The sequence below is a fragment of the Pseudomonas asturiensis genome, from assembly GCF_900143095.1.
Lineage (GTDB): Bacteria > Pseudomonadota > Gammaproteobacteria > Pseudomonadales > Pseudomonadaceae > Aquipseudomonas > Aquipseudomonas asturiensis.
This window is the reverse complement of sequence record NZ_FRDA01000015.1, coordinates 77,543-95,440: the sequence shown is the minus strand read 5'-3', so window position 1 is coordinate 95,440 and position 17,898 is coordinate 77,543. Positions and strand designations below refer to the sequence as shown.

Here is a 17,898-nt window from a genome sequence, read left to right as displayed (position 1 = left end):
TCCCCTTTTGACTGGAGCCCTGAATGACCCTCGAACGTGATGCCGCCTCTAATGTAGCCAAGGTCCTTTCCGAAGCGCTGCCTTACATTCGCCGCTTCGTCGGCAAGACGCTGGTTATCAAGTACGGCGGCAACGCCATGGAGAGCGAAGAGCTGAAAACCGGCTTCGCTCGCGACATCGTGTTGATGAAAGCAGTCGGTATCAACCCGGTGGTTGTCCATGGTGGAGGGCCACAGATCGGTGATCTGCTCAAGCGCCTGTCGATCGAAAGCCACTTCATCGACGGCATGCGCGTCACCGATGCCCAGACCATGGACGTTGTGGAAATGGTGCTGGGTGGCCAGGTCAACAAGGACATCGTCAATCTGATCAACCGCCATGGCGGCAGCGCCATCGGCCTGACCGGCAAGGACGCGGAGCTGATTCGTGCGAAGAAGCTGACCGTCACGCGTCAGACACCAGAGATGACCAAGCCTGAAATCATCGACATCGGTCATGTGGGCGAGGTGGTGGGTATCAACACCGACCTGCTCAACATGCTGGTCAAGGGTGATTTCATCCCGGTCATCGCACCTATCGGCGTCGGCGCCGACGGCGAGTCGTACAACATCAACGCCGATCTGGTCGCCGGCAAGGTAGCCGAAGCCCTCAAGGCCGAGAAACTGATGCTGCTGACCAACATCGCCGGCTTGATGGACAAGCAAGGCCAGGTCCTGACCGGCCTGACCACCGAGCAAGTGAACACGTTGATTGCCGACGGCACGATCTACGGCGGCATGCTGCCCAAGATCAAATGTGCGCTGGAAGCAGTACAAGGTGGCGTGACCACGTCGCACATCATCGACGGTCGCGTTCCGAATGCCGTGTTGCTGGAAATCTTCACCGACACTGGCGTGGGCACGCTGATCAGCAATCGCAAGCGTCACTGATCCTCTGCACGACAAAAAGGCCCTGCCAGCATCTGCTGACAGGGCCTTTTTTATGGCATCGACTTGAACGGACTACTGCGTGAGTTGCTGCACACGAACGCGGTCTTCGGCAAAACCAGCTTCGGCCTTGGCCCGTGCCGCCTGATAGCCCGCGATATCGCCCTGCAGGCGCGCCTGCTGATCACGTACATCATCCAGCTGCTCGATGATTGCCTGCGGAACCGGACGCCCCGCACGCTCCTGATCACCCGCCTGCCCCAGCAAATTGCGCTGCTGAGTGGCAAGCCCTTGCAGGTTGCCTTGAGCGACACCGATGAGCGTGTCCAGCTCGGCCAGCTTGCGTGCCTTGACGCGATCCACGTCAGCAACGCTGCTGTACACGCTCAGCAACTTCGCATTGGCGTCGGCCTGAACCTTGTCGGCCTCGGCCTGACGAATCTGCTCGGCGGTGGGCGCAGGCGGTATCACCTGCACCACCCGACCTCGGGCATTGAGCACTTCATAGCCTTTGGCGACGTACTCGGCAGGTACGCCCAAGCGATCGATGACCGTCACGCCGCGATTATCGATGTACCGGTAAAGCCGCATTTCGGGGATGTCGGCAGCCTGCGCCAGGAAAGAACAAAGCAATCCCAGCGACAGCCACAGACCTGGTGCGCCTAGAGCACGCACGAGCCTGTGCAACGCGCCTGACGAACGTCGCCTGTGCGCCCGCCAGGTCTGCATCCTAGATACCGTACTGTGCGCGATAAGCCTCGACAGCAGGCAAGTGCTGCTTGAGCTGCGGATCGTCGGCGAGGAATTCCAGCACCTGATTCAGCGACACGATGCTCACCACCGGAATGCCGAAGTCGCGTTCCACTTCCTGAATGGCCGACAATTCGCCGTTGCCACGCTCCTGACGGTTGAGTGCGATCAACACGCCGGCCGCCTTGGCATCCTGCGCAGCGATGATCTGCATGACCTCACGGATGGCAGTACCCGCGGTGATGACGTCATCGATGATCAGCACATCACCGGCCAGCGGTGCGCCGACCAGACTGCCGCCTTCGCCGTGCGCCTTGGCTTCCTTGCGGTTGAAGCACCAGGGCAGGTCGCGGTCGTGATGCTCGGCCAAGGCCACGGCGGTCGCGGCCGCCAGAGGAATGCCTTTGTACGCAGGCCCGAACAGAACATCGAAGGCAATGCCGCTTTCAACCACGGCTGCCGCATAGAAGCGACCGAGCTGAGCCAGAGCAGAACCGCTGTTGAACAGACCGGCATTGAAGAAGTACGGGCTGGTGCGTCCGGACTTGAGAGTGAACTCACCGAAGCGCAATACGCCGCGATCGATGGCAAAACGAATGAAATCGCGTTGGTACGCTTGCATGAAAAAAGCCCTGAAAGCACGGATTTAGCTAATTGGGTAGACCTCGGGTATCATACACGCACGTGATTTTTGGGGCCATTTATGCGGATCATCAGTGTGAACGTAAATGGCATTCAGGCTGCGGTCGAGCGTGGGTTGCTCAGCTGGCTGCAAGCTCAGAATGCCGACGTCATCTGCTTACAGGACACCCGCGCCTCCACCTTTGAACTGGATGATCCAGCTTTTCAGCTGGATGGCTACTTCCTCTATGCCTGCGAAGCCGAAGTCCCCGCTCAGGGTGGCGTGGCGCTGTATTCGCGGTTGCAACCGAAGGCGGTGATCAGCGGCCTCGGCTTCGAGACAGCCGACCGCTACGGGCGTTACCTGCAAGCCGATTTCGACAAAGTCAGTATTGCGACCCTGCTCTTCCCATCAGGGATGAACGGGGACGAGGACTTGAATCAGAAATTCAAGCTCATGGACGATTTCGGCAAATACATGGACAAGCAGCGCCGCAAGCGTCGCGAGTACATTTACTGCGGCTCGCTCTACGTGGCGCAGCAGAAACTCGACATCAAGAACTGGCGTGACAGCCAGCAATCTCCTGGCTTCCTGGCACCCGAGCGTGCCTGGATGGACGAGATTGTCGGCACCATGGGTTATGTCGATGCCCTGCGTGAAGTCAGTCGCGAAGGCGATCAGTACAGCTGGTGGCCGGACAGCGAGCAGGCCGAGATGCTGAATCTGGGCTGGCGCTTCGACTACCAGATCCTGACGCCAGGTCTGCGCCGCTTTGTGCGCAGTGCCCGCCTGCCCCGTCAGCCGCGCTTCTCGCAGCACGCGCCGCTGATCGTGGATTACGACTGGACCCTGACGATCTGATCGCCAGGCGGTACCCGAACACGAAAAAGCCGACTTGAAGTCGGCTTTTTGTGTTGCTCGATACTGCGCTTACTTCAACAGCCGCCAGGTGAACGGGTAGCGATAATCCACCCCTTCGTTGGCCTTCACACCTGCGATGATGGTCAGCACCAGCGCGCCGATCCCGACCAGCATCAGCAACGCAAAGCCGATGACCACGACCATCAGCAGCATGCTGACCGTGGCCGCAATCGCGACGGTGATCTGAAAATTCAGCGCTTCCTTGCCCTGCGCATCAATGAACGGATCCGCCTCTTTTTTCACCTGCCAGAGAATCAGGGGCCCCAGCAGGTTTCCGAACGGAAAGATCAGGCCGAAAAACGCAGACAAGTGACAGAACATCGCCCATTGACGGGCACTTTGAGCCGGTTTCTGCAACGGTTGTGGGCTGTCACTCATGATCACGCTCCTGGTTATCAGTCGGCCAATGCGGCGCGCTGCAATTCGAACAATTCAGTCATGCCCTTCTGCGCCAGCGCCAGCATCGCGTTCAGCTCTTCAGGCTGGAACGGCGCGCCTTCTGCGGTGCCCTGCACTTCAATGAAACCGCCTGCGCTGGTCATGACCACGTTCAGGTCAGTCTCGGCAGCGGAATCTTCCAGGTAGTCCAGGTCAAGCACAGGCTCGCCCTGATACATGCCGACCGACACCGCAGCAATCATCTGCTTGAGCGGGTCGCCGCCTTTCAGGCCGCCACGCTTCTTGATCACTTTCAAGGCGTCAGCCAGGGCAACCATGGCACCGGTGATGGACGCAGTGCGCGTGCCGCCGTCAGCCTGGATGACATCGCAATCGACATACAGCGTGACGTCGCCCAGCTTGGACATGTCCAGCGCAGCGCGCAGCGAACGGCCGATCAGGCGCTGGATTTCCAGGGTGCGACCACCCTGCTTGCCACGGCTGGCTTCACGCTGGTTACGTTCGCCGGTCGCACGCGGCAGCATGCCGTACTCGGCGGTCAACCAACCCTGACCCTGGCCTTTCAGAAAGCGCGGTACGCCGTTTTCGACGCTGACGGTGCAGATCACCTTGGTGTCACCGAACTCGACCAGCACAGAACCCTCGGCGTGTTTGGTGTAGTTGCGGGTGATGCGGATCGAGCGGAGCTGATCGGCGGCGCGACCACTTGGACGTTTCATCTGGGATACCTGTACTGAGACGGAAAACTGCCGAGCATTATAGAGGCCATCGTCCGGGCTGGGCATCTCTAAAAGTCAGGCGCGTGTTTCTGTCGGGTGCGCAGGTCTCTGAATCGCGGCTTTGCGGCCTGGCCGGCGACTGCAAAAAACGCATCGCATCGTTTGTCATACTCTCGGATTGGGAGCCTGCGCTGCACTGCGCTACAATCCTGCGCCTTTGCAGCCTGTCGGCTTTCATGACATCCATTGCAACCGCCCGCCCCTCGCGCGGGCTCAATTGCCTGGACTGAATCTAGAGGTATTCCCATGGTGCACAGCATGACTGCCTTTGCCCGAGTCGAACGGGCCGGTGCCCAGGGCACACTGAGCTGGGAACTGCGCTCGGTCAATCATCGCTACCTTGAACCGCACCTGCGCCTGCCGGAATCATTCCGCGATCTGGAAGGCGCGATACGTGAAGCCCTGCGTCAGGGCCTGTCGCGCGGCAAGGTCGAGTGCACCCTGCGCTTCGTGGAAGAAACCGCAGGCAAGCCCCTGCAGGTGGATCGCGAGCGTGCCAGCCAGTTGATCGCTGCAGCCGAATCCGTCGCCAGCCTGATCCAGCAGCCGGCGCCGCTGAACCCTCTTGAGGTACTGGCCTGGCCGGGCGTGCTGGTGGCCGACGCCAATGACCCGCAGGTCCTGAACAACGAAGCCCTGACCCTGTTCAACGAGGCGCTGACCGAACTGAAGAACGGCCGTGGACGTGAAGGAGCCGATCTGGCGAAACTTCTCGACGAACGGTTGAGCGCCATGACTGAAGAAGTTGCCACCCTGCGTACGCTGGTGCCGCAGATGCTGGCCACTCAACGCCAGAAAGTGCTGGATCGCTTCGCCGACATGAAGGCCGAGCTGGATCCGCAGCGCCTGGAGCAGGAGATGGTCCTGCTGGCGCAAAAAAGCGACGTGGCCGAAGAGCTGGATCGCCTGAGCACCCACGTCACCGAAGTGCGTCGCGTGCTCAAGACCGGTGGTCAGGCGGGTCGCCGCCTGGACTTCCTGATGCAAGAGCTCAACCGCGAAGCGAACACCCTGGGCTCCAAGGCCTTCGACCCACGCAGCACACAGGCTGCCGTCAACCTCAAAGTGTTGATCGAGCAGATGCGTGAACAAGTGCAGAATATTGAGTAAGGCTGAACCTGACATGACCCATAAATCCGGCACCCTGTACATCATTTCCGCGCCGTCCGGCGCGGGCAAGACCAGCCTGGTCAATGCCCTGACCGAGGCGGAGCCGCAGATCCGCGTTTCGGTGTCGCACACCACTCGCACCATGCGCCCGGGCGAAGAAAACGGCGTGAACTATCATTTCGTCGATCGCGCCGAATTCGTGCGCATGATCGACCATGGCGATTTTCTGGAGCAGGCCGAAGTCTTCGGCAACCTGTACGGCACGTCCCAAAGCCACCTGCAGCAGACGCTGGATGAAGGCCATGACCTGATTCTGGAAATCGACTGGCAAGGCGCGCAACAGGTTCGCGAGCAGATGCCGCACGCCCGCTCGATCTTCATTCTGCCGCCCTCCCAGCAGGCATTGCGTCAGCGCCTGACCAACCGTGGCCAGGACAGCAACGAGATCATCGAAACCCGAATGCGCGAAGCGGTCAGCGAAATGAGCCATTACGTCGAGTACGAGTACATCGTGGTCAACGATAATTTCGACAGCGCACTGGCCGACCTGAAAGCCATTTTCCGCGCCAACCGCCTGACCCAGCAGCATCAGCAGGAACAATACAGCGAGCTTTTTCAGCAATTGCTGGCTTGATCGGACTGTTTCAACGCGGCAGACTGCAGGTCAAAAGTACATCGCCTGTGGCCTGCCGCTTGCTGCTTACAGCACTCCGCTTGTAAACTACCGAGTCCGCTCGCCCATCCGGGCATCGCGCATACGCATTTGCTACGAGGAATACCCATGGCCCGCGTGACCGTTGAAGACTGCCTAGAACACGTCGATAACCGCTTCGAGCTGGTCATGCTCGCTACCAAGCGTTCGCGTCAACTCGCCACCGGCGGCAAAGAGCCGAAGCTGGCGTGGGAAAACGACAAGCCTACCGTTGTGGCCCTGCGTGAAATCGCTGCTGGCCTGATGGACTACGCCGTTATCGCAGAAGCCGAAATCGTTGAAGATGAACCATTGTTCGCAGCGTTCGAGGACGAGTCCAACGAGGCCGTCTAAGCCTATGCCGGGTCGACGTAGTACGGCGCAGGGTAAAAGCCATCGGCAGGGGGTAGCGCCTTGCCGAGCATAGACGCCCTCGCCGATAGACTGTCGGCCTACCTCGGCAAGGACCAGGTCAATCTGGTCCGCCGAGCGTACTTCTACGCCGAACAGGCCCACGACGGCCAGCGCCGTCGCAGCGGCGAAGCCTACGTCACGCACCCCCTTGCGGTGGCGAACATCCTTGCCGACATGCACATGGACCATCAGAGCCTGATGGCTGCGATGCTGCATGACGTGATCGAAGACACCGGCATTGCCAAGGAAGCGCTCAGCGCGCAATTTGGCGAAACCGTGGCCGAACTGGTCGACGGGGTCAGCAAACTGACCCAGATGAACTTCGAGACCAAGGCCGAGGCACAGGCTGAAAACTTCCAGAAGATGGCCATGGCCATGGCGCGCGACATTCGCGTGATCCTGGTCAAGCTCGCCGACCGCCTGCACAACATGCGCACACTGGAAGTCCTGTCCGGTGAAAAGCGCCGCCGTATCGCCAAGGAAACCCTCGAGATCTACGCACCCATCGCCAACCGCCTGGGCATGCACAGCGTGCGTATCGAATTCGAAGACCTGGGCTTCAAGGCCATGTACCCGATGCGCTCCTCGCGGATCAACCAGGCCGTCAAACGCGCCCGTGGCAATCGCAAGGAACTGGTCAACAAGATCGAAGAATCACTGAGCCACTGCCTTGCCGTTGACGGCATCGAAGGCGATGTCAGTGGCCGGCAGAAGCACCTCTACGGCATCTACAAGAAGATGCGCGGCAAGCGTCGGGCCTTCAACGAGATCATGGACGTCTACGCGTTCCGCATCATCGTGGACAAGGTCGACACCTGTTACCGCGTGCTGGGCGCTGTACATAATCTGTACAAACCGCTGCCGGGTCGCTTCAAGGATTACATCGCAATCCCCAAGGCGAACGGCTACCAGTCGCTGCACACCACGTTGTTCGGCATGCACGGCGTGCCCATCGAAATCCAGATCCGCACCCGCGAGATGGAAGAGATGGCCAACAACGGAATCGCTGCGCACTGGCTCTACAAATCCAGCGACGACGAGCAGCCCAAGGGCACTCATGCCCGCGCCCGCCAGTGGGTCAAGGGCGTCCTGGAAATGCAGCAACGTGCCGGCAACTCACTGGAGTTCATCGAGAGCGTCAAGATCGACCTGTTCCCGGACGAGGTCTACGTCTTCACGCCCAAGGGCCGGATCATGGAGCTGCCCAAAGGCTCCACGGCCGTGGACTTCGCCTATGCGGTGCACACCGACGTCGGCAACAGCTGCATTGCCTGCCGGATCAACCGCCGACTGGCCCCGCTGTCGGAGCCACTGCAGAGCGGCTCGACGGTTGAAATCGTCAGCGCACCCGGCGCACGCCCAAACCCTGCATGGCTGAACTTCGTCGTGACCGGCAAGGCGCGCACGCATATTCGTCACGCCCTGAAGCTGCAACGCCGCTCAGAATCCATCAGCCTGGGCGAGCGCCTGCTGAACAAGGTGCTCAACGGTTTCGAAAGCAGCCTGGACAAGATCCCGGCAGAGCGCATTCAACTGGCACTGAACGAATACCGCGTCGAAGTGCTGGAAGACCTGCTCGAAGACATCGGCCTGGGCAACCGCATGGCCTACGTGGTCGCCCGCCGACTGCTGGGCGAAGGCGACCAGTTGCCAAGCCCTGAAGGCCCGCTGGCCATCCGCGGCACCGAAGGCCTGGTCCTCAGCTACGCCAAGTGTTGCACGCCGATACCGGGTGATCCGATTGTGGGCCACCTGTCAGCGGGCAAGGGCATGGTCGTACACCTGGACAACTGCCGCAATATCAGCGAAATCCGTCACAACCCGGAAAAATGCATCCAGCTCTCGTGGGCCAAGGATGTGACCGGTGAATTCAATGTCGAACTGCGCGTCGAGCTGGAGCACCAGCGCGGCCTGATCGCCCTGCTGGCCAGCAGCGTGAACGCCGCCGACGGCAACATCGAAAAAATCAGCATGGACGAACGCGATGGTCGCATCAGCGTGGTCCAGCTTGTGGTCAGCGTGCACGACCGTGTGCACCTGGCCCGCGTGATCAAGAAACTACGTGCACTGACCGGGGTCACACGCATCACCCGTATGCGCTCGTAGACCATCCACTTTTAAGGAGTTCTCCATGACCAAGACTGTCATCACCAGCGACAAGGCCCCGGCGGCCATCGGCCCTTACTCTCAGGCGATCAAGGCTGGCAATACCGTCTACATGTCCGGACAGATTCCTCTTGATCCGAAAACCATGGAACTGGTCGACGGCATCGAAGCCCAGATCACCCAGGTCTTCGAGAACCTGAAGTCCGTTGCCGAAGCGGCAGGCGGCTCATTCAAGGACATCGTCAAGTTGAACATCTTCCTGACCGACCTGGGCCATTTCGCCAAGGTCAACGAGATCATGGGCACCTACTTCGCACAGCCTTATCCGGCACGTGCCGCCATCGGCGTTGCCGCACTGCCGCGTGGCGCGCAGGTCGAGATGGACGCGATTCTCGTCATCGAATAAATCCCCAGCGGAGCGTTGCTTCGCTCCGCTCTCCCTGAAGGAAGGAATCTGTTATGCGCTCCGCGCTCGCCATTTCGCTGCTGGCCGTCATTCTCGGCGGCTGCGCCAGCCACGCCGACCGCAACCCGGACGGCACCTGGATCAACCAGACCGCCATCGACGCGGCAGTCAAACAAGGCAACCTGCGCCAGGCGCTGCTCGCCAACGGCCCGAATCTGGAGTGGCAGATCAACTCCAAGGCCAATCAGGCGGTGTACTCCAATGGCTTCGAGCTGGGTGAAGGCAAGATCGTCAGCGCCGCCGAAGGCAAGCTGCACATCGACTTCTACGGCAATTTCTTCGAAGACCTGAGCGTCAAGGGTGACGAACTGGTCCAGGCGGCCAGCGAATCAGGCCCTGAGCAGCACTTCGAAAAGCCGAAGAATTCCGTACCTGACGGCGCACAGCCGGGCAGCAGCTTTGAAAAAGCGCTGTATGCAGCTTACATGGGCGGCAAATGGACCATCGTTGAAGGCGACGGCCAAGGCAGCACGGTGCAGTTCATGCCCGATGGCAGCGTGCAGGGTCTTCCCGAAAATGATCGTTTCGCGCTGTGTCTCGCTGGCGACTGCGCAGCCATGAGCGGTGAATACGACAGCATGTGGCTGGAAAAGGCCGAGCAAGGCAATCCGTGGATCTTCGCTCGCAAAGGCAAGCAACTGGAGATCTTCCAGGCGGTGAACAATGCCGGTGCCGACCAGATGCCTGAGCTGCGTCCGGGGACTCGCCGCTGGTTGCTCGAGCAACAGTAAGCGTGGTTTCGTAAAGCCCGATCAACAAAGAGCGTCCTTCATGGGCGCTTTTTTGTGCAATGGTTTGCGCGCTCATTCACCACAAACCAGGTCTTGATCGACGCTTAACCCAGCAAGGCGGCATAACCCGCTTTGTAGTCGGGGTAAATAGGGGCCCAGCCCAGCGCCCTTGCCCGCGCATTGCTGCAGCGCTTGCTGCCGACCCGTTGCACGCTGACCTCGTCAGACCATTCGGTAACGCCCAGGTACTCACGTATCCACGACACCACGTCGGCCAGCGCAGCAGGATCGTCGTCCACCCCCAGGTAGCAATCATCCAGCGCCACACCCTGATCATCGGCCTCAAGCAGATGTGCCAGCAGGCCAGCGGCATCGTCGGCATGGATGCGATTGGCGTAAACCGGTGGGTCGATCCTGACACTGTGACCCTGACGCACACGATTGGACAGATCGGCGCGTCCCGGCCCATAGATGCCCGTCAGCCTGACCGCCGTGGCGGGCAGGCCACTGTTGAGGGCCAGTTGCTCGGCCTCAAGCATGACGGTCCCGGAAAAGCCGACAGGCTCTGTGGCGGACGTTTCGTCGACCCATTCGCCCTGTTGCTGTCCGTAAACGCCGCTACTGGACACAAAAAAGACGCGCTTCGGCCGCTGGCCCTGCGCCGACAGCCAGCTCAACACGTGGCGCAGCCCATCGACATAGGCCTTGCGATAACCGGCTTCGTCACGCTGCGAAGGCGTCGCGCAGTAGACGACGTAATCCAGCGTCGACGAGGGCCAGTCAGCAGGCTTTTGCGCATCGAACAGATCGCCTTCGACCGGAACGATGCCAGGCGCAAGCCCGGAAACCGTGCGCCGTAGCCCGTAGACCGTCCATTCACGAGCGAGCAGCCGAGCGGCCAGACGAGAGCCGATATCGCCACAGCCAGCGATCAAAACGGAAGGAACAGGCATTTCATATCTCCAGAATACGGTGGTGGGGCACGTTACAAAGTCATCAAAAAGCGCCGGATGTTCAAGCCAATATGTAAAAAAGTTACTGTATTACTTTTGTTAACAAGAATGATTTGCAATAATGGCCGCCCATTTGTTCCCCATCGAACGCCGGCTGTAACGCACGGCGACTGGAACAACCCCCCATTTTTCACTTCCAGGCCAGGCCAGCATGACACGTATCCACTCAATCGCTTCGCCAACCACGCTATTCAGCCTGCCTCGCGCATGGCGAGGTATCGTTGCTCTTGTCTTGAGCCTGATGTTCGCCCCCATTGCACTGGCTGATCAATCGGCCCCTTCACAGTTGCCTGACGCCCAGTCGACGGAGACGCTCACTGACCAGCAGTTTCAGGAAAAAATAGCTCAGTTCCCACCAGAGCTTCGTGCCTCATTAGAGTCCCTGCGCGCTCAATCCCAAGGGACAGCACCCGACGCCGAAGACAACAGCCTGGGCATGTCTCACGACCTGTCGCCGTGGGGCATGTACCAGAACGCTGACGTGGTCGTGAAGGCGGTCATGATCGGTCTGGCGATTGCTTCGATCATCACGTGGACCATCTGGATCGCCAAGGGGTTCGAGCTGCTGGGCGCCAAGCGTCGTCTGCGCACCGAAATCGCCAACCTGAAAAAGGCCCGTACCCTGTCCGAAGCCAGCCAGACCGCTGCACAGGAAGGCACACTGGCGAATCTGCTGGTACACGACGCCATGGAAGAGATGCACCTGTCGACCAACAGCCGCGAGCGCGAGGGCATCAAGGAGCGCGTCAGCTTCCGCCTTGAGCGTCTGGTCGCTGCCTGTGGCCGTAACATGAGCGCTGGCACCGGCGTGCTGGCGACCATCGGTTCCACCGCCCCGTTCGTGGGTCTGTTCGGTACGGTGTGGGGCATCATGAACAGCTTCATCGGCATCGCCAAAACGCAGACCACCAACCTCGCCGTCGTCGCACCGGGTATCGCCGAAGCCTTGCTGGCAACGGCACTGGGTCTGGTTGCCGCGATTCCTGCCGTGGTCATCTACAACGTTTTCGCCCGCTCCATCGCCGGTTACAAGGCGCAGGTCGCCGACGCGTCGGCTCAGGTCCTGCTGCTGGTCAGCCGCGATCTGGATCACCAGCCGGCCGCCGAACGCAGTCAATCGCCGCACATGGTCAAGGTGGGCTGAACCTTGGGCATGCATCTGAAAGAAGGCGACGACGATCTCGCCGAAAACCACGAAATCAACGTCACGCCGTTCATCGACGTCATGTTGGTGCTGCTGATCATCTTCATGGTGGCCGCGCCGCTGGCCACTGTGGACATCAAGGTCGACCTGCCGGCGTCCACCGCCAAACCGCAGCCCAGACCCGAGAAGCCGATCTTTCTTAGCGTCAAGACCGACAAGAGCCTGTACCTGGGTGAAGAGAAGGTCGCACGCGAGCAGATCGGTCAGGTGCTGGACGCCCGAACCAAAGGCAAGAAGGACACCACGATCTTCTTCCAGGCCGACAAGGGCGTGGATTACGGCGATCTGATGGAGGTCATGAACACGCTTCGGGGCGCGGGTTACCTGAAAGTCGGTCTGGTAGGCCTTGAGACGGTTGGTAAGAAATGATCACTACGCGCCAAAAACTGACGCGCTATAGCGGTAGTCTGTTGTTGGTGCTGGCCGTGCACGCGATCGCGATCATCGTCGCCCTTCGCTGGCCGGCCTCTCAGGCCATCGAACTGCCGCCGGCAGCCATGATGGTCGAGCTGCCGCCCATGCCGGAGCCAGCACCACCGCCACCGCCGCAGGTTGTTCAGCCACCTCAGCCGCCAGCACCCGAAGAACAGGTACCGATGCCGGAGGTCGCAGAAGCGCCGAAACCGGAAATCGTCGTACCCAAGAAGGTGGAAAAGCCCAAGCCCAAACCGCAGCCCCCCAAGCCGCAGAAGAAGCCTGAGCCGCCAAAGCCTGAGGAAAAACCCGCCGAAGAAAAACCGGTGGATACGCCTCCGACCACGGCCAAACCCGAGAAGTCGGCGGCACCGGCACCCGTCGCGGCGCCAACACCGCCGAGCACGGCATTGCCGAGCTGGCAGGGTCTCTTGCTGCAGCACTTGAGCAGATACAAGAAGTACCCGGAGGACGCACGCCGTCGCGGCATGCAAGGGGTGGCACGTCTGCGCTTCGTTGTGGATGCACAGGGCAATGTCACGTCCTACGAGATTGCCGGCAGTTCCGGAAGCCCGTCACTGGACCGGGCCACCATGGAGATGATTCGTCGCGCACAACCGCTGCCCAAGCCGCCTGCGGAAATTCTCAACAACGGCTCCATCGAAATCCTCGCACCGTTCGTTTATTCGCTGGATAAACGCTGAATCACACTTTTGTTACTCAAGAGTGCTTCTGATAACGTGCGTCTATCGATTGCACCCGCTATGCTGGGGCCGCAACTTCATGGACGCACGTTATGACCCTTACAGAATTGCGCTACATCGTTACGCTTGCCCAGGAGCAGCATTTTGGCCACGCCGCCGAACGCTGCCACGTCAGCCAGCCTACGCTGTCGGTCGGTGTCAAAAAACTCGAAGACGAACTGGGTGTGCTGATTTTCGAGCGCAGCAAGAGTGCTGTGCGCCTGACACCTGTCGGTGAAGGCATCGTTGCCCAGGCGCAAAAGGTGCTTGAGCAGGCGCAAGGCATCCGCGAGCTGGCTCAGGCCGGCAAGAACCAGCTGACTGCGCCGCTGAAAGTAGGTGCTATTTATACCGTCGGCCCTTACCTGTTTCCGCACCTGATCCCGCAACTGCATCGGGTTGCCCCGCAAATGCCGTTGTACATCGAGGAAAACTTCACCCACGTGCTGCGCGACAAGCTGCGCAACGGTGAGCTGGATGCGGTCATCATCGCGCTGCCCTTCAATGAAGCCGATGTACTGACCCTGCCTCTGTACGACGAGCCGTTCTCGGTCTTGATGCCTGCTGATCACCCGTGGACGAAGAAAACCACCATCGATGCTTCCGCCCTCAATGACAAAAGCCTGCTGTTGCTGGGCGAAGGTCACTGTTTTCGCGATCAGGTGCTCGAAGCCTGTCCTACACTGACCAAAGGCAGCGAGGGTGCCAAGCACACCACCGTGGAATCCAGCTCGCTGGAAACCATTCGCCACATGGTTGCATCAGGCCTGGGGATTTCGATCCTGCCGTTGTCGGCCGTCGACAGCCATCACTATGCACCCGGCGTGATCGAAGTCCGCCCGCTGACGCCACCCGTGCCATTCCGCACTGTCGCTATCGCATGGCGCGCCAGCTTCCCGAGGCCCAAGGCAATCGAGATTCTCGCTGACTCCGTTCGCCTGTGTTCAGTGGCACGTCCCAAGTCAGAAGCGAGCTAGGCAGGAAACATGAGCGAGCTTTCCAAAGTCTCGGTCACGGCACTCAAGGGTGTCGGCGAGGCCATGGCTGAAAAGCTGGCCAAGGTCGGTCTGGAAAACCTGCAGGATGTGCTGTTTCATCTGCCGTTACGCTATCAGGACCGCACCCGCATCGTACCTATCGGTGCATTGCGGCCCGGCCAGGACGCCGTGATCGAAGGCGTCGTGAGCGGCGCGGATGTGGTGATGGGCAAGCGGCGCAGCCTTCTGGTCCGCCTGGGCGACGGCACCGGTGTCGTCAGCCTGCGCTTCTACCATTTCAGCAACGCCCAGAAAGAAGGCATGAAGCGAGGCACGCATCTGCGCTGCTTCGGCGAAGCACGGCCCGGTGCTTCAGGCCTTGAGATCTACCACCCTGAATACCGCGCGATCACGGGCGACGAGCCGGCACCCGTCGAGCAGACGCTGACGCCGATCTACCCCAGCACCGAAGGCCTGACCCAGCAGCGTCTGCGCCAGCTCTGCCAGCAAAGCCTGGCGATGCTCGGCCCCAAGAGCCTGCCGGACTGGCTGCCTGAAGAGTTGGCCCGGGATTATCAGTTGGCACCGCTGGACGATGCGATTCGCTACCTGCATCACCCACCGGCCGATGCTGATGTCGATGAACTGGCGCTGGGTCATCACTGGGCGCAGCACCGTCTGGCATTTGAAGAACTGCTGACTCACCAGCTTTCCCAACAACGCCTGCGCGAGAGCCTGCGCTCACAGCGCGCACCCGCCTTGCCGCTGGCCAAGAAACTGCCGAAGCAGTTTCTCGCCAACCTCGGTTTCCCGCCAACCGGCGCGCAGCAGCGCGTTGGCAAGGAAGTGGCCTACGACCTCAGTCAGCCCGAACCCATGCTGCGCCTGATTCAGGGCGACGTCGGCGCGGGCAAGACCGTGGTCGCCGCACTGGCTGCCCTGCAGGCGCTGGAGGCCGGCTATCAGGTGGCGCTGATGGCGCCCACCGAAATCCTCGCCGAACAGCACTACATCAACTTCCAGCGCTGGCTTGAACCGCTGGGCGTGGGCGTGGCGTGGCTGGCCGGCAAACTCAAGGGCAAGGCACGCGCCACGTCCCTTGAGCAGATCGCCAGCGGTACGCCGATGGTGGTCGGCACTCATGCGCTGTTTCAGGACGAGGTGCAGTTCAAGAACCTGGCGCTGGTCATCATCGACGAACAGCACCGCTTTGGCGTCCAGCAGCGCCTGGCGTTGCGCAAGAAAGGCGTCGGCGGCCTGATGTGTCCGCACCAGTTGATCATGACCGCCACACCGATTCCCCGCACCCTGGCCATGAGCGCCTATGCGGACCTCGACACCTCGATCCTCGACGAACTGCCGCCAGGCCGTACGCCGGTCAATACCGTGCTGGTCGCCGACAGCCGTCGCATGGAAGTGATCGAGCGGGTGCGCGCCGCCTGCGCCGAAGGCCGACAGGCCTATTGGGTGTGCACACTGATTGAAGAGTCGGAGGAGCTGACCTGCAAGGCCGCCGAGACCTCGTTCGAAGAGCTGAGCAGCGCACTGGGAGAAGTGCGTGTCGGGCTGATCCATGGCCGGATGAAGCCTGTCGAGAAAGCCGCGATCATGGCCGAGTTCAAACAGGGCGCGCTGCAATTGCTGGTCGCCACGACCGTGATCGAGGTCGGCGTCGATGTGCCCAATTCCAGCCTGATGATCATCGAAAACCCCGAGCGGCTCGGGCTTGCCCAGCTTCATCAATTGCGAGGCCGGGTCGGACGAGGCAGCGCGGCCAGTCACTGCGTGCTGCTTTATCACCCGCCGCTTTCGCAGATCGGTCGTCAGCGCCTTGGCATCATGCGCGAGACCAACGACGGTTTTGTCATCGCTGAAAAGGATCTGGAGCTGCGCGGTCCCGGCGAAATGCTCGGAACCCGACAAACGGGCCTGCTGCAATTCAAGGTCGCTGACCTGATGCGCGACGCCGATCTGCTCCCCGCCGTTCGCGACGCAGCCCAAGCCCTGCTTGAGCGCTGGCCGCAACACGTCAGTCCGTTACTGGAACGCTGGCTGCGTCATGGCCAACAGTATGGCCAGGTGTGATGCACACGACGCTTTGGAAAGCGCATGCGACCCAAAACGAATAAGGTGGTTATACTTCGGTCATTGTAGGAATTTGGACAAAGACCATGACAGAAGTTGCTCACGTCGATGATTCGCATCACGCCCCTTCCGTAATCCGGCAGTTGCTTGAAAAATTGGCTATCAGCTACAACGAAGTCGTGGACGAGCCAAACCTGCAGCCGGCGCGTAAAGTCCAGGCTGTTCTGGTCGAAGACGCCGTCGGTGCGTTGCTGATCCTGTTCCCGCAAAGCCAGTTGCTGGATCTCAGCCGTATCACCGAGCTGACTGGCCGGCAATTGACTGCCGTGCCGCATGACCGCCTGCTGCGCATGCTGGCCAAGCACAGCCTGCATGTTTTGCCCGGCCTGCCGGCGCTGACCAGTTCCCCATGCCTTTACGACGAACGCCTGTTGCAGGAGCCGACGCTGTTGGTGGGTTCCGGCGAGCCCGGCATCCTGCTGGAAATCGGCAGCGACGACTTCAAGAGCATGCTGAGCAAGGCCAGCGCGGCTCATTTCGGTCAGCTTGTAGGCGCGATTCATCCTAACCTTGATCGCCCTGACGACGACCCGGCCGAGATCACCAAGGCCATGCACGCCTTCACGGCGCGTCGTATTCAGCAGCGCCTGGAAGCGACCCTGGAAATTCCGCCGCTGGCGGGCACTGCACAAAAAATCATCAAGCTGCGGGTCGATCCCGACGCGACCATCGATGACATCACCGGCGTGGTCGAAACCGATCCTGCGCTGGCGGCTCAGGTCGTCAGTTGGGCTGCATCGCCTTACTACGCCTCGACCGGCAAAATCCGCTCGGTCGAAGACGCCATTGTGCGGGTGCTGGGCTTCGATCTGGTCATCAACCTGGCCCTGGGTCTGGCGCTGGGCAAGACCTTGAGCCTGCCCAAGGATCAGCCGCAACAGACCACGCCTTACTGGCAGCAGTCGATCTACACCGCAGCCGTCATCGAAGGTCTGACCCGCGCCATTCCGCGAGCCAAGCGACCTGAGGGCGGGCTCACCTACCTCGCGGGCCTGCTGCACAACTTTGGCTACCTGTTGCTGGCGCACGTGTTCCCGCCGCACTTCTCGCTGATCTGCCGTCAGCTGGAGGTCAATCCGCACCTGCAACACAGCTTCATCGAGCATCACTTGCTCGGGATCAGCCGTGAGCAGATTGGCGCATGGTTGATGCGTTACTGGGACATGCCGGATGAACTCGCCACTGCGCTGCGCTTCCAGCACGACCCGGGCTACGCGGGTGAACACCACGCTTATGCCAACCTGGTGTTCCTGGCGGTACGCTTGCTGCGCGCCAACGGTATCGGCTCGGGGCCTCAGCAGGACATTCCGGACGAGCTGTTCGAACGCTTGGGCCTGACCCGCGAAAAAGCCAACGAATCGGTCAAGAAGGTGCTGGAAGCCGAAGTGCTGCTGCGCGAACTGGCCTCTCAGTTCAGTCAGTAACGGCCTTTAGAGCCTGATCATGCGCACGTCTTGCCCTCATCGTGAGACACACGTCGCGATTGG

At 60.6% G+C, this 17,898-nt stretch carries 19 protein-coding genes and 1 pseudogene; 15 read left to right on the top strand and 5 right to left on the bottom strand.

Annotation, left to right across the window (positions count from 1 at the left end; all coding sequences use genetic code 11):
* Window positions 1-23 precede the first annotated feature (23 nt).
* Window positions 24-929 (top strand): acetylglutamate kinase, encoded by a 906-nt coding sequence (gene argB / locus BUB69_RS22175; RefSeq protein ID WP_024687408.1) that lies wholly within the window; start codon window positions 24-26, stop codon window positions 927-929.
* A 72-nt stretch (window positions 930-1,001) separates the two neighbouring features.
* On the opposite strand, the gene BUB69_RS22170 is transcribed toward argB, so the two are convergent.
* Window positions 1,002-1,517 (bottom strand): DUF4124 domain-containing protein, encoded by a 516-nt coding sequence (locus tag BUB69_RS22170; RefSeq protein ID WP_425439399.1) that lies wholly within the window; start codon window positions 1,515-1,517, stop codon window positions 1,002-1,004.
* A gap of 139 nt (window positions 1,518-1,656) precedes the next feature.
* Complete coding sequence (gene pyrE / locus BUB69_RS22165; protein WP_073170539.1) at window positions 1,657-2,298, bottom strand: orotate phosphoribosyltransferase; 642 nt, start codon at window positions 2,296-2,298, stop codon at window positions 1,657-1,659.
* Between the two features lie 81 nt (window positions 2,299-2,379).
* Between pyrE and BUB69_RS22160 the strand changes: the two genes are divergently transcribed.
* Window positions 2,380-3,159, top strand: a complete 780-nt coding sequence (locus tag BUB69_RS22160) for an exodeoxyribonuclease III (protein ID WP_024687405.1) — start codon at window positions 2,380-2,382, stop codon at window positions 3,157-3,159.
* A gap of 69 nt (window positions 3,160-3,228) precedes the next feature.
* On the opposite strand, the gene BUB69_RS22155 is transcribed toward BUB69_RS22160, so the two are convergent.
* Together BUB69_RS22155 and rph are read right to left on the bottom strand one after the other, a co-directional pair.
* Window positions 3,229-3,597: a DUF4870 domain-containing protein gene (locus tag BUB69_RS22155; RefSeq protein ID WP_073170536.1), complete on the bottom strand. Its 369-nt coding sequence runs from the start codon at window positions 3,595-3,597 to the stop codon at window positions 3,229-3,231.
* A gap of 17 nt (window positions 3,598-3,614) precedes the next feature.
* Window positions 3,615-4,337, bottom strand: a complete 723-nt coding sequence (gene rph, locus BUB69_RS22150; RefSeq protein WP_003313989.1) for a ribonuclease PH — start codon at window positions 4,335-4,337, stop codon at window positions 3,615-3,617.
* Between the two features lie 306 nt (window positions 4,338-4,643).
* Here rph and BUB69_RS22145 point away from each other — a divergent pair, with 306 nt between their 5' ends.
* From BUB69_RS22145 to BUB69_RS22120, 6 genes are all read left to right on the top strand, one after another.
* The gene (locus BUB69_RS22145; protein WP_073170533.1) at window positions 4,644-5,507 is read left to right on the top strand and encodes a YicC/YloC family endoribonuclease; all 864 of its coding nucleotides are present in this window, start codon (window positions 4,644-4,646) and stop codon (window positions 5,505-5,507) included.
* Between the two features lie 13 nt (window positions 5,508-5,520).
* Window positions 5,521-6,141: a guanylate kinase gene (gmk, locus tag BUB69_RS22140; protein WP_073170530.1), complete on the top strand. Its 621-nt coding sequence runs from the start codon at window positions 5,521-5,523 to the stop codon at window positions 6,139-6,141.
* Window positions 6,142-6,288: 147 nt separating this feature from the next.
* Complete coding sequence (gene rpoZ, locus BUB69_RS22135; protein ID WP_004887180.1) at window positions 6,289-6,552, top strand: DNA-directed RNA polymerase subunit omega; 264 nt, start codon at window positions 6,289-6,291, stop codon at window positions 6,550-6,552.
* A gap of 60 nt (window positions 6,553-6,612) precedes the next feature.
* Window positions 6,613-8,718, top strand: coding sequence for a bifunctional GTP diphosphokinase/guanosine-3',5'-bis pyrophosphate 3'-pyrophosphohydrolase (gene spoT / locus BUB69_RS22130; RefSeq protein WP_073170527.1), 2,106 nt, complete (start codon window positions 6,613-6,615; stop codon window positions 8,716-8,718).
* Window positions 8,719-8,743: 25 nt separating this feature from the next.
* On the top strand, window positions 8,744-9,124 hold the full coding sequence (locus BUB69_RS22125) for a RidA family protein (RefSeq protein WP_073170524.1): 381 nt from the start codon (window positions 8,744-8,746) through the stop codon (window positions 9,122-9,124).
* A 53-nt stretch (window positions 9,125-9,177) separates the two neighbouring features.
* Window positions 9,178-9,915, top strand: coding sequence for a hypothetical protein (locus tag BUB69_RS22120; RefSeq protein ID WP_024687399.1), 738 nt, complete (start codon window positions 9,178-9,180; stop codon window positions 9,913-9,915).
* Between the two features lie 104 nt (window positions 9,916-10,019).
* Here BUB69_RS22120 and BUB69_RS22115 read toward each other — a convergent pair whose 3' ends face one another.
* Window positions 10,020-10,868, bottom strand: coding sequence for an SDR family oxidoreductase (locus BUB69_RS22115; protein ID WP_073170521.1), 849 nt, complete (start codon window positions 10,866-10,868; stop codon window positions 10,020-10,022).
* A 211-nt stretch (window positions 10,869-11,079) separates the two neighbouring features.
* On the opposite strand from BUB69_RS22115, the pseudogene BUB69_RS29730 reads away from it, so the two are divergent.
* The 7 genes and pseudogenes from BUB69_RS29730 to BUB69_RS22085 form a co-directional block, all read left to right on the top strand.
* Window positions 11,080-11,212: pseudogene (locus BUB69_RS29730) on the top strand (tonB-system energizer ExbB); the annotation flags it as partial.
* A gap of 152 nt (window positions 11,213-11,364) precedes the next feature.
* Window positions 11,365-12,072: a tonB-system energizer ExbB gene (gene exbB / locus BUB69_RS22110; protein WP_425439398.1), complete on the top strand. Its 708-nt coding sequence runs from the start codon at window positions 11,365-11,367 to the stop codon at window positions 12,070-12,072.
* A gap of 3 nt (window positions 12,073-12,075) precedes the next feature.
* Window positions 12,076-12,501 (top strand): TonB system transport protein ExbD, encoded by a 426-nt coding sequence (exbD, locus tag BUB69_RS22105; RefSeq protein ID WP_073170514.1) that lies wholly within the window; start codon window positions 12,076-12,078, stop codon window positions 12,499-12,501.
* Window positions 12,498-13,250: an energy transducer TonB gene (locus BUB69_RS22100; protein WP_073170510.1), complete on the top strand. Its 753-nt coding sequence runs from the start codon at window positions 12,498-12,500 to the stop codon at window positions 13,248-13,250. The genes exbD and BUB69_RS22100 overlap by 4 nt, the downstream gene beginning before the upstream one ends.
* A gap of 92 nt (window positions 13,251-13,342) precedes the next feature.
* Window positions 13,343-14,266, top strand: a complete 924-nt coding sequence (locus BUB69_RS22095; protein WP_073170505.1) for a hydrogen peroxide-inducible genes activator — start codon at window positions 13,343-13,345, stop codon at window positions 14,264-14,266.
* A 9-nt stretch (window positions 14,267-14,275) separates the two neighbouring features.
* Window positions 14,276-16,351: an ATP-dependent DNA helicase RecG gene (gene recG / locus BUB69_RS22090; protein WP_073170503.1), complete on the top strand. Its 2,076-nt coding sequence runs from the start codon at window positions 14,276-14,278 to the stop codon at window positions 16,349-16,351.
* An 86-nt stretch (window positions 16,352-16,437) separates the two neighbouring features.
* Window positions 16,438-17,835: an aminoacyl-tRNA deacylase and HDOD domain-containing protein gene (locus tag BUB69_RS22085; protein WP_073170500.1), complete on the top strand. Its 1,398-nt coding sequence runs from the start codon at window positions 16,438-16,440 to the stop codon at window positions 17,833-17,835.
* Window positions 17,836-17,898 lie beyond the last annotated feature (63 nt).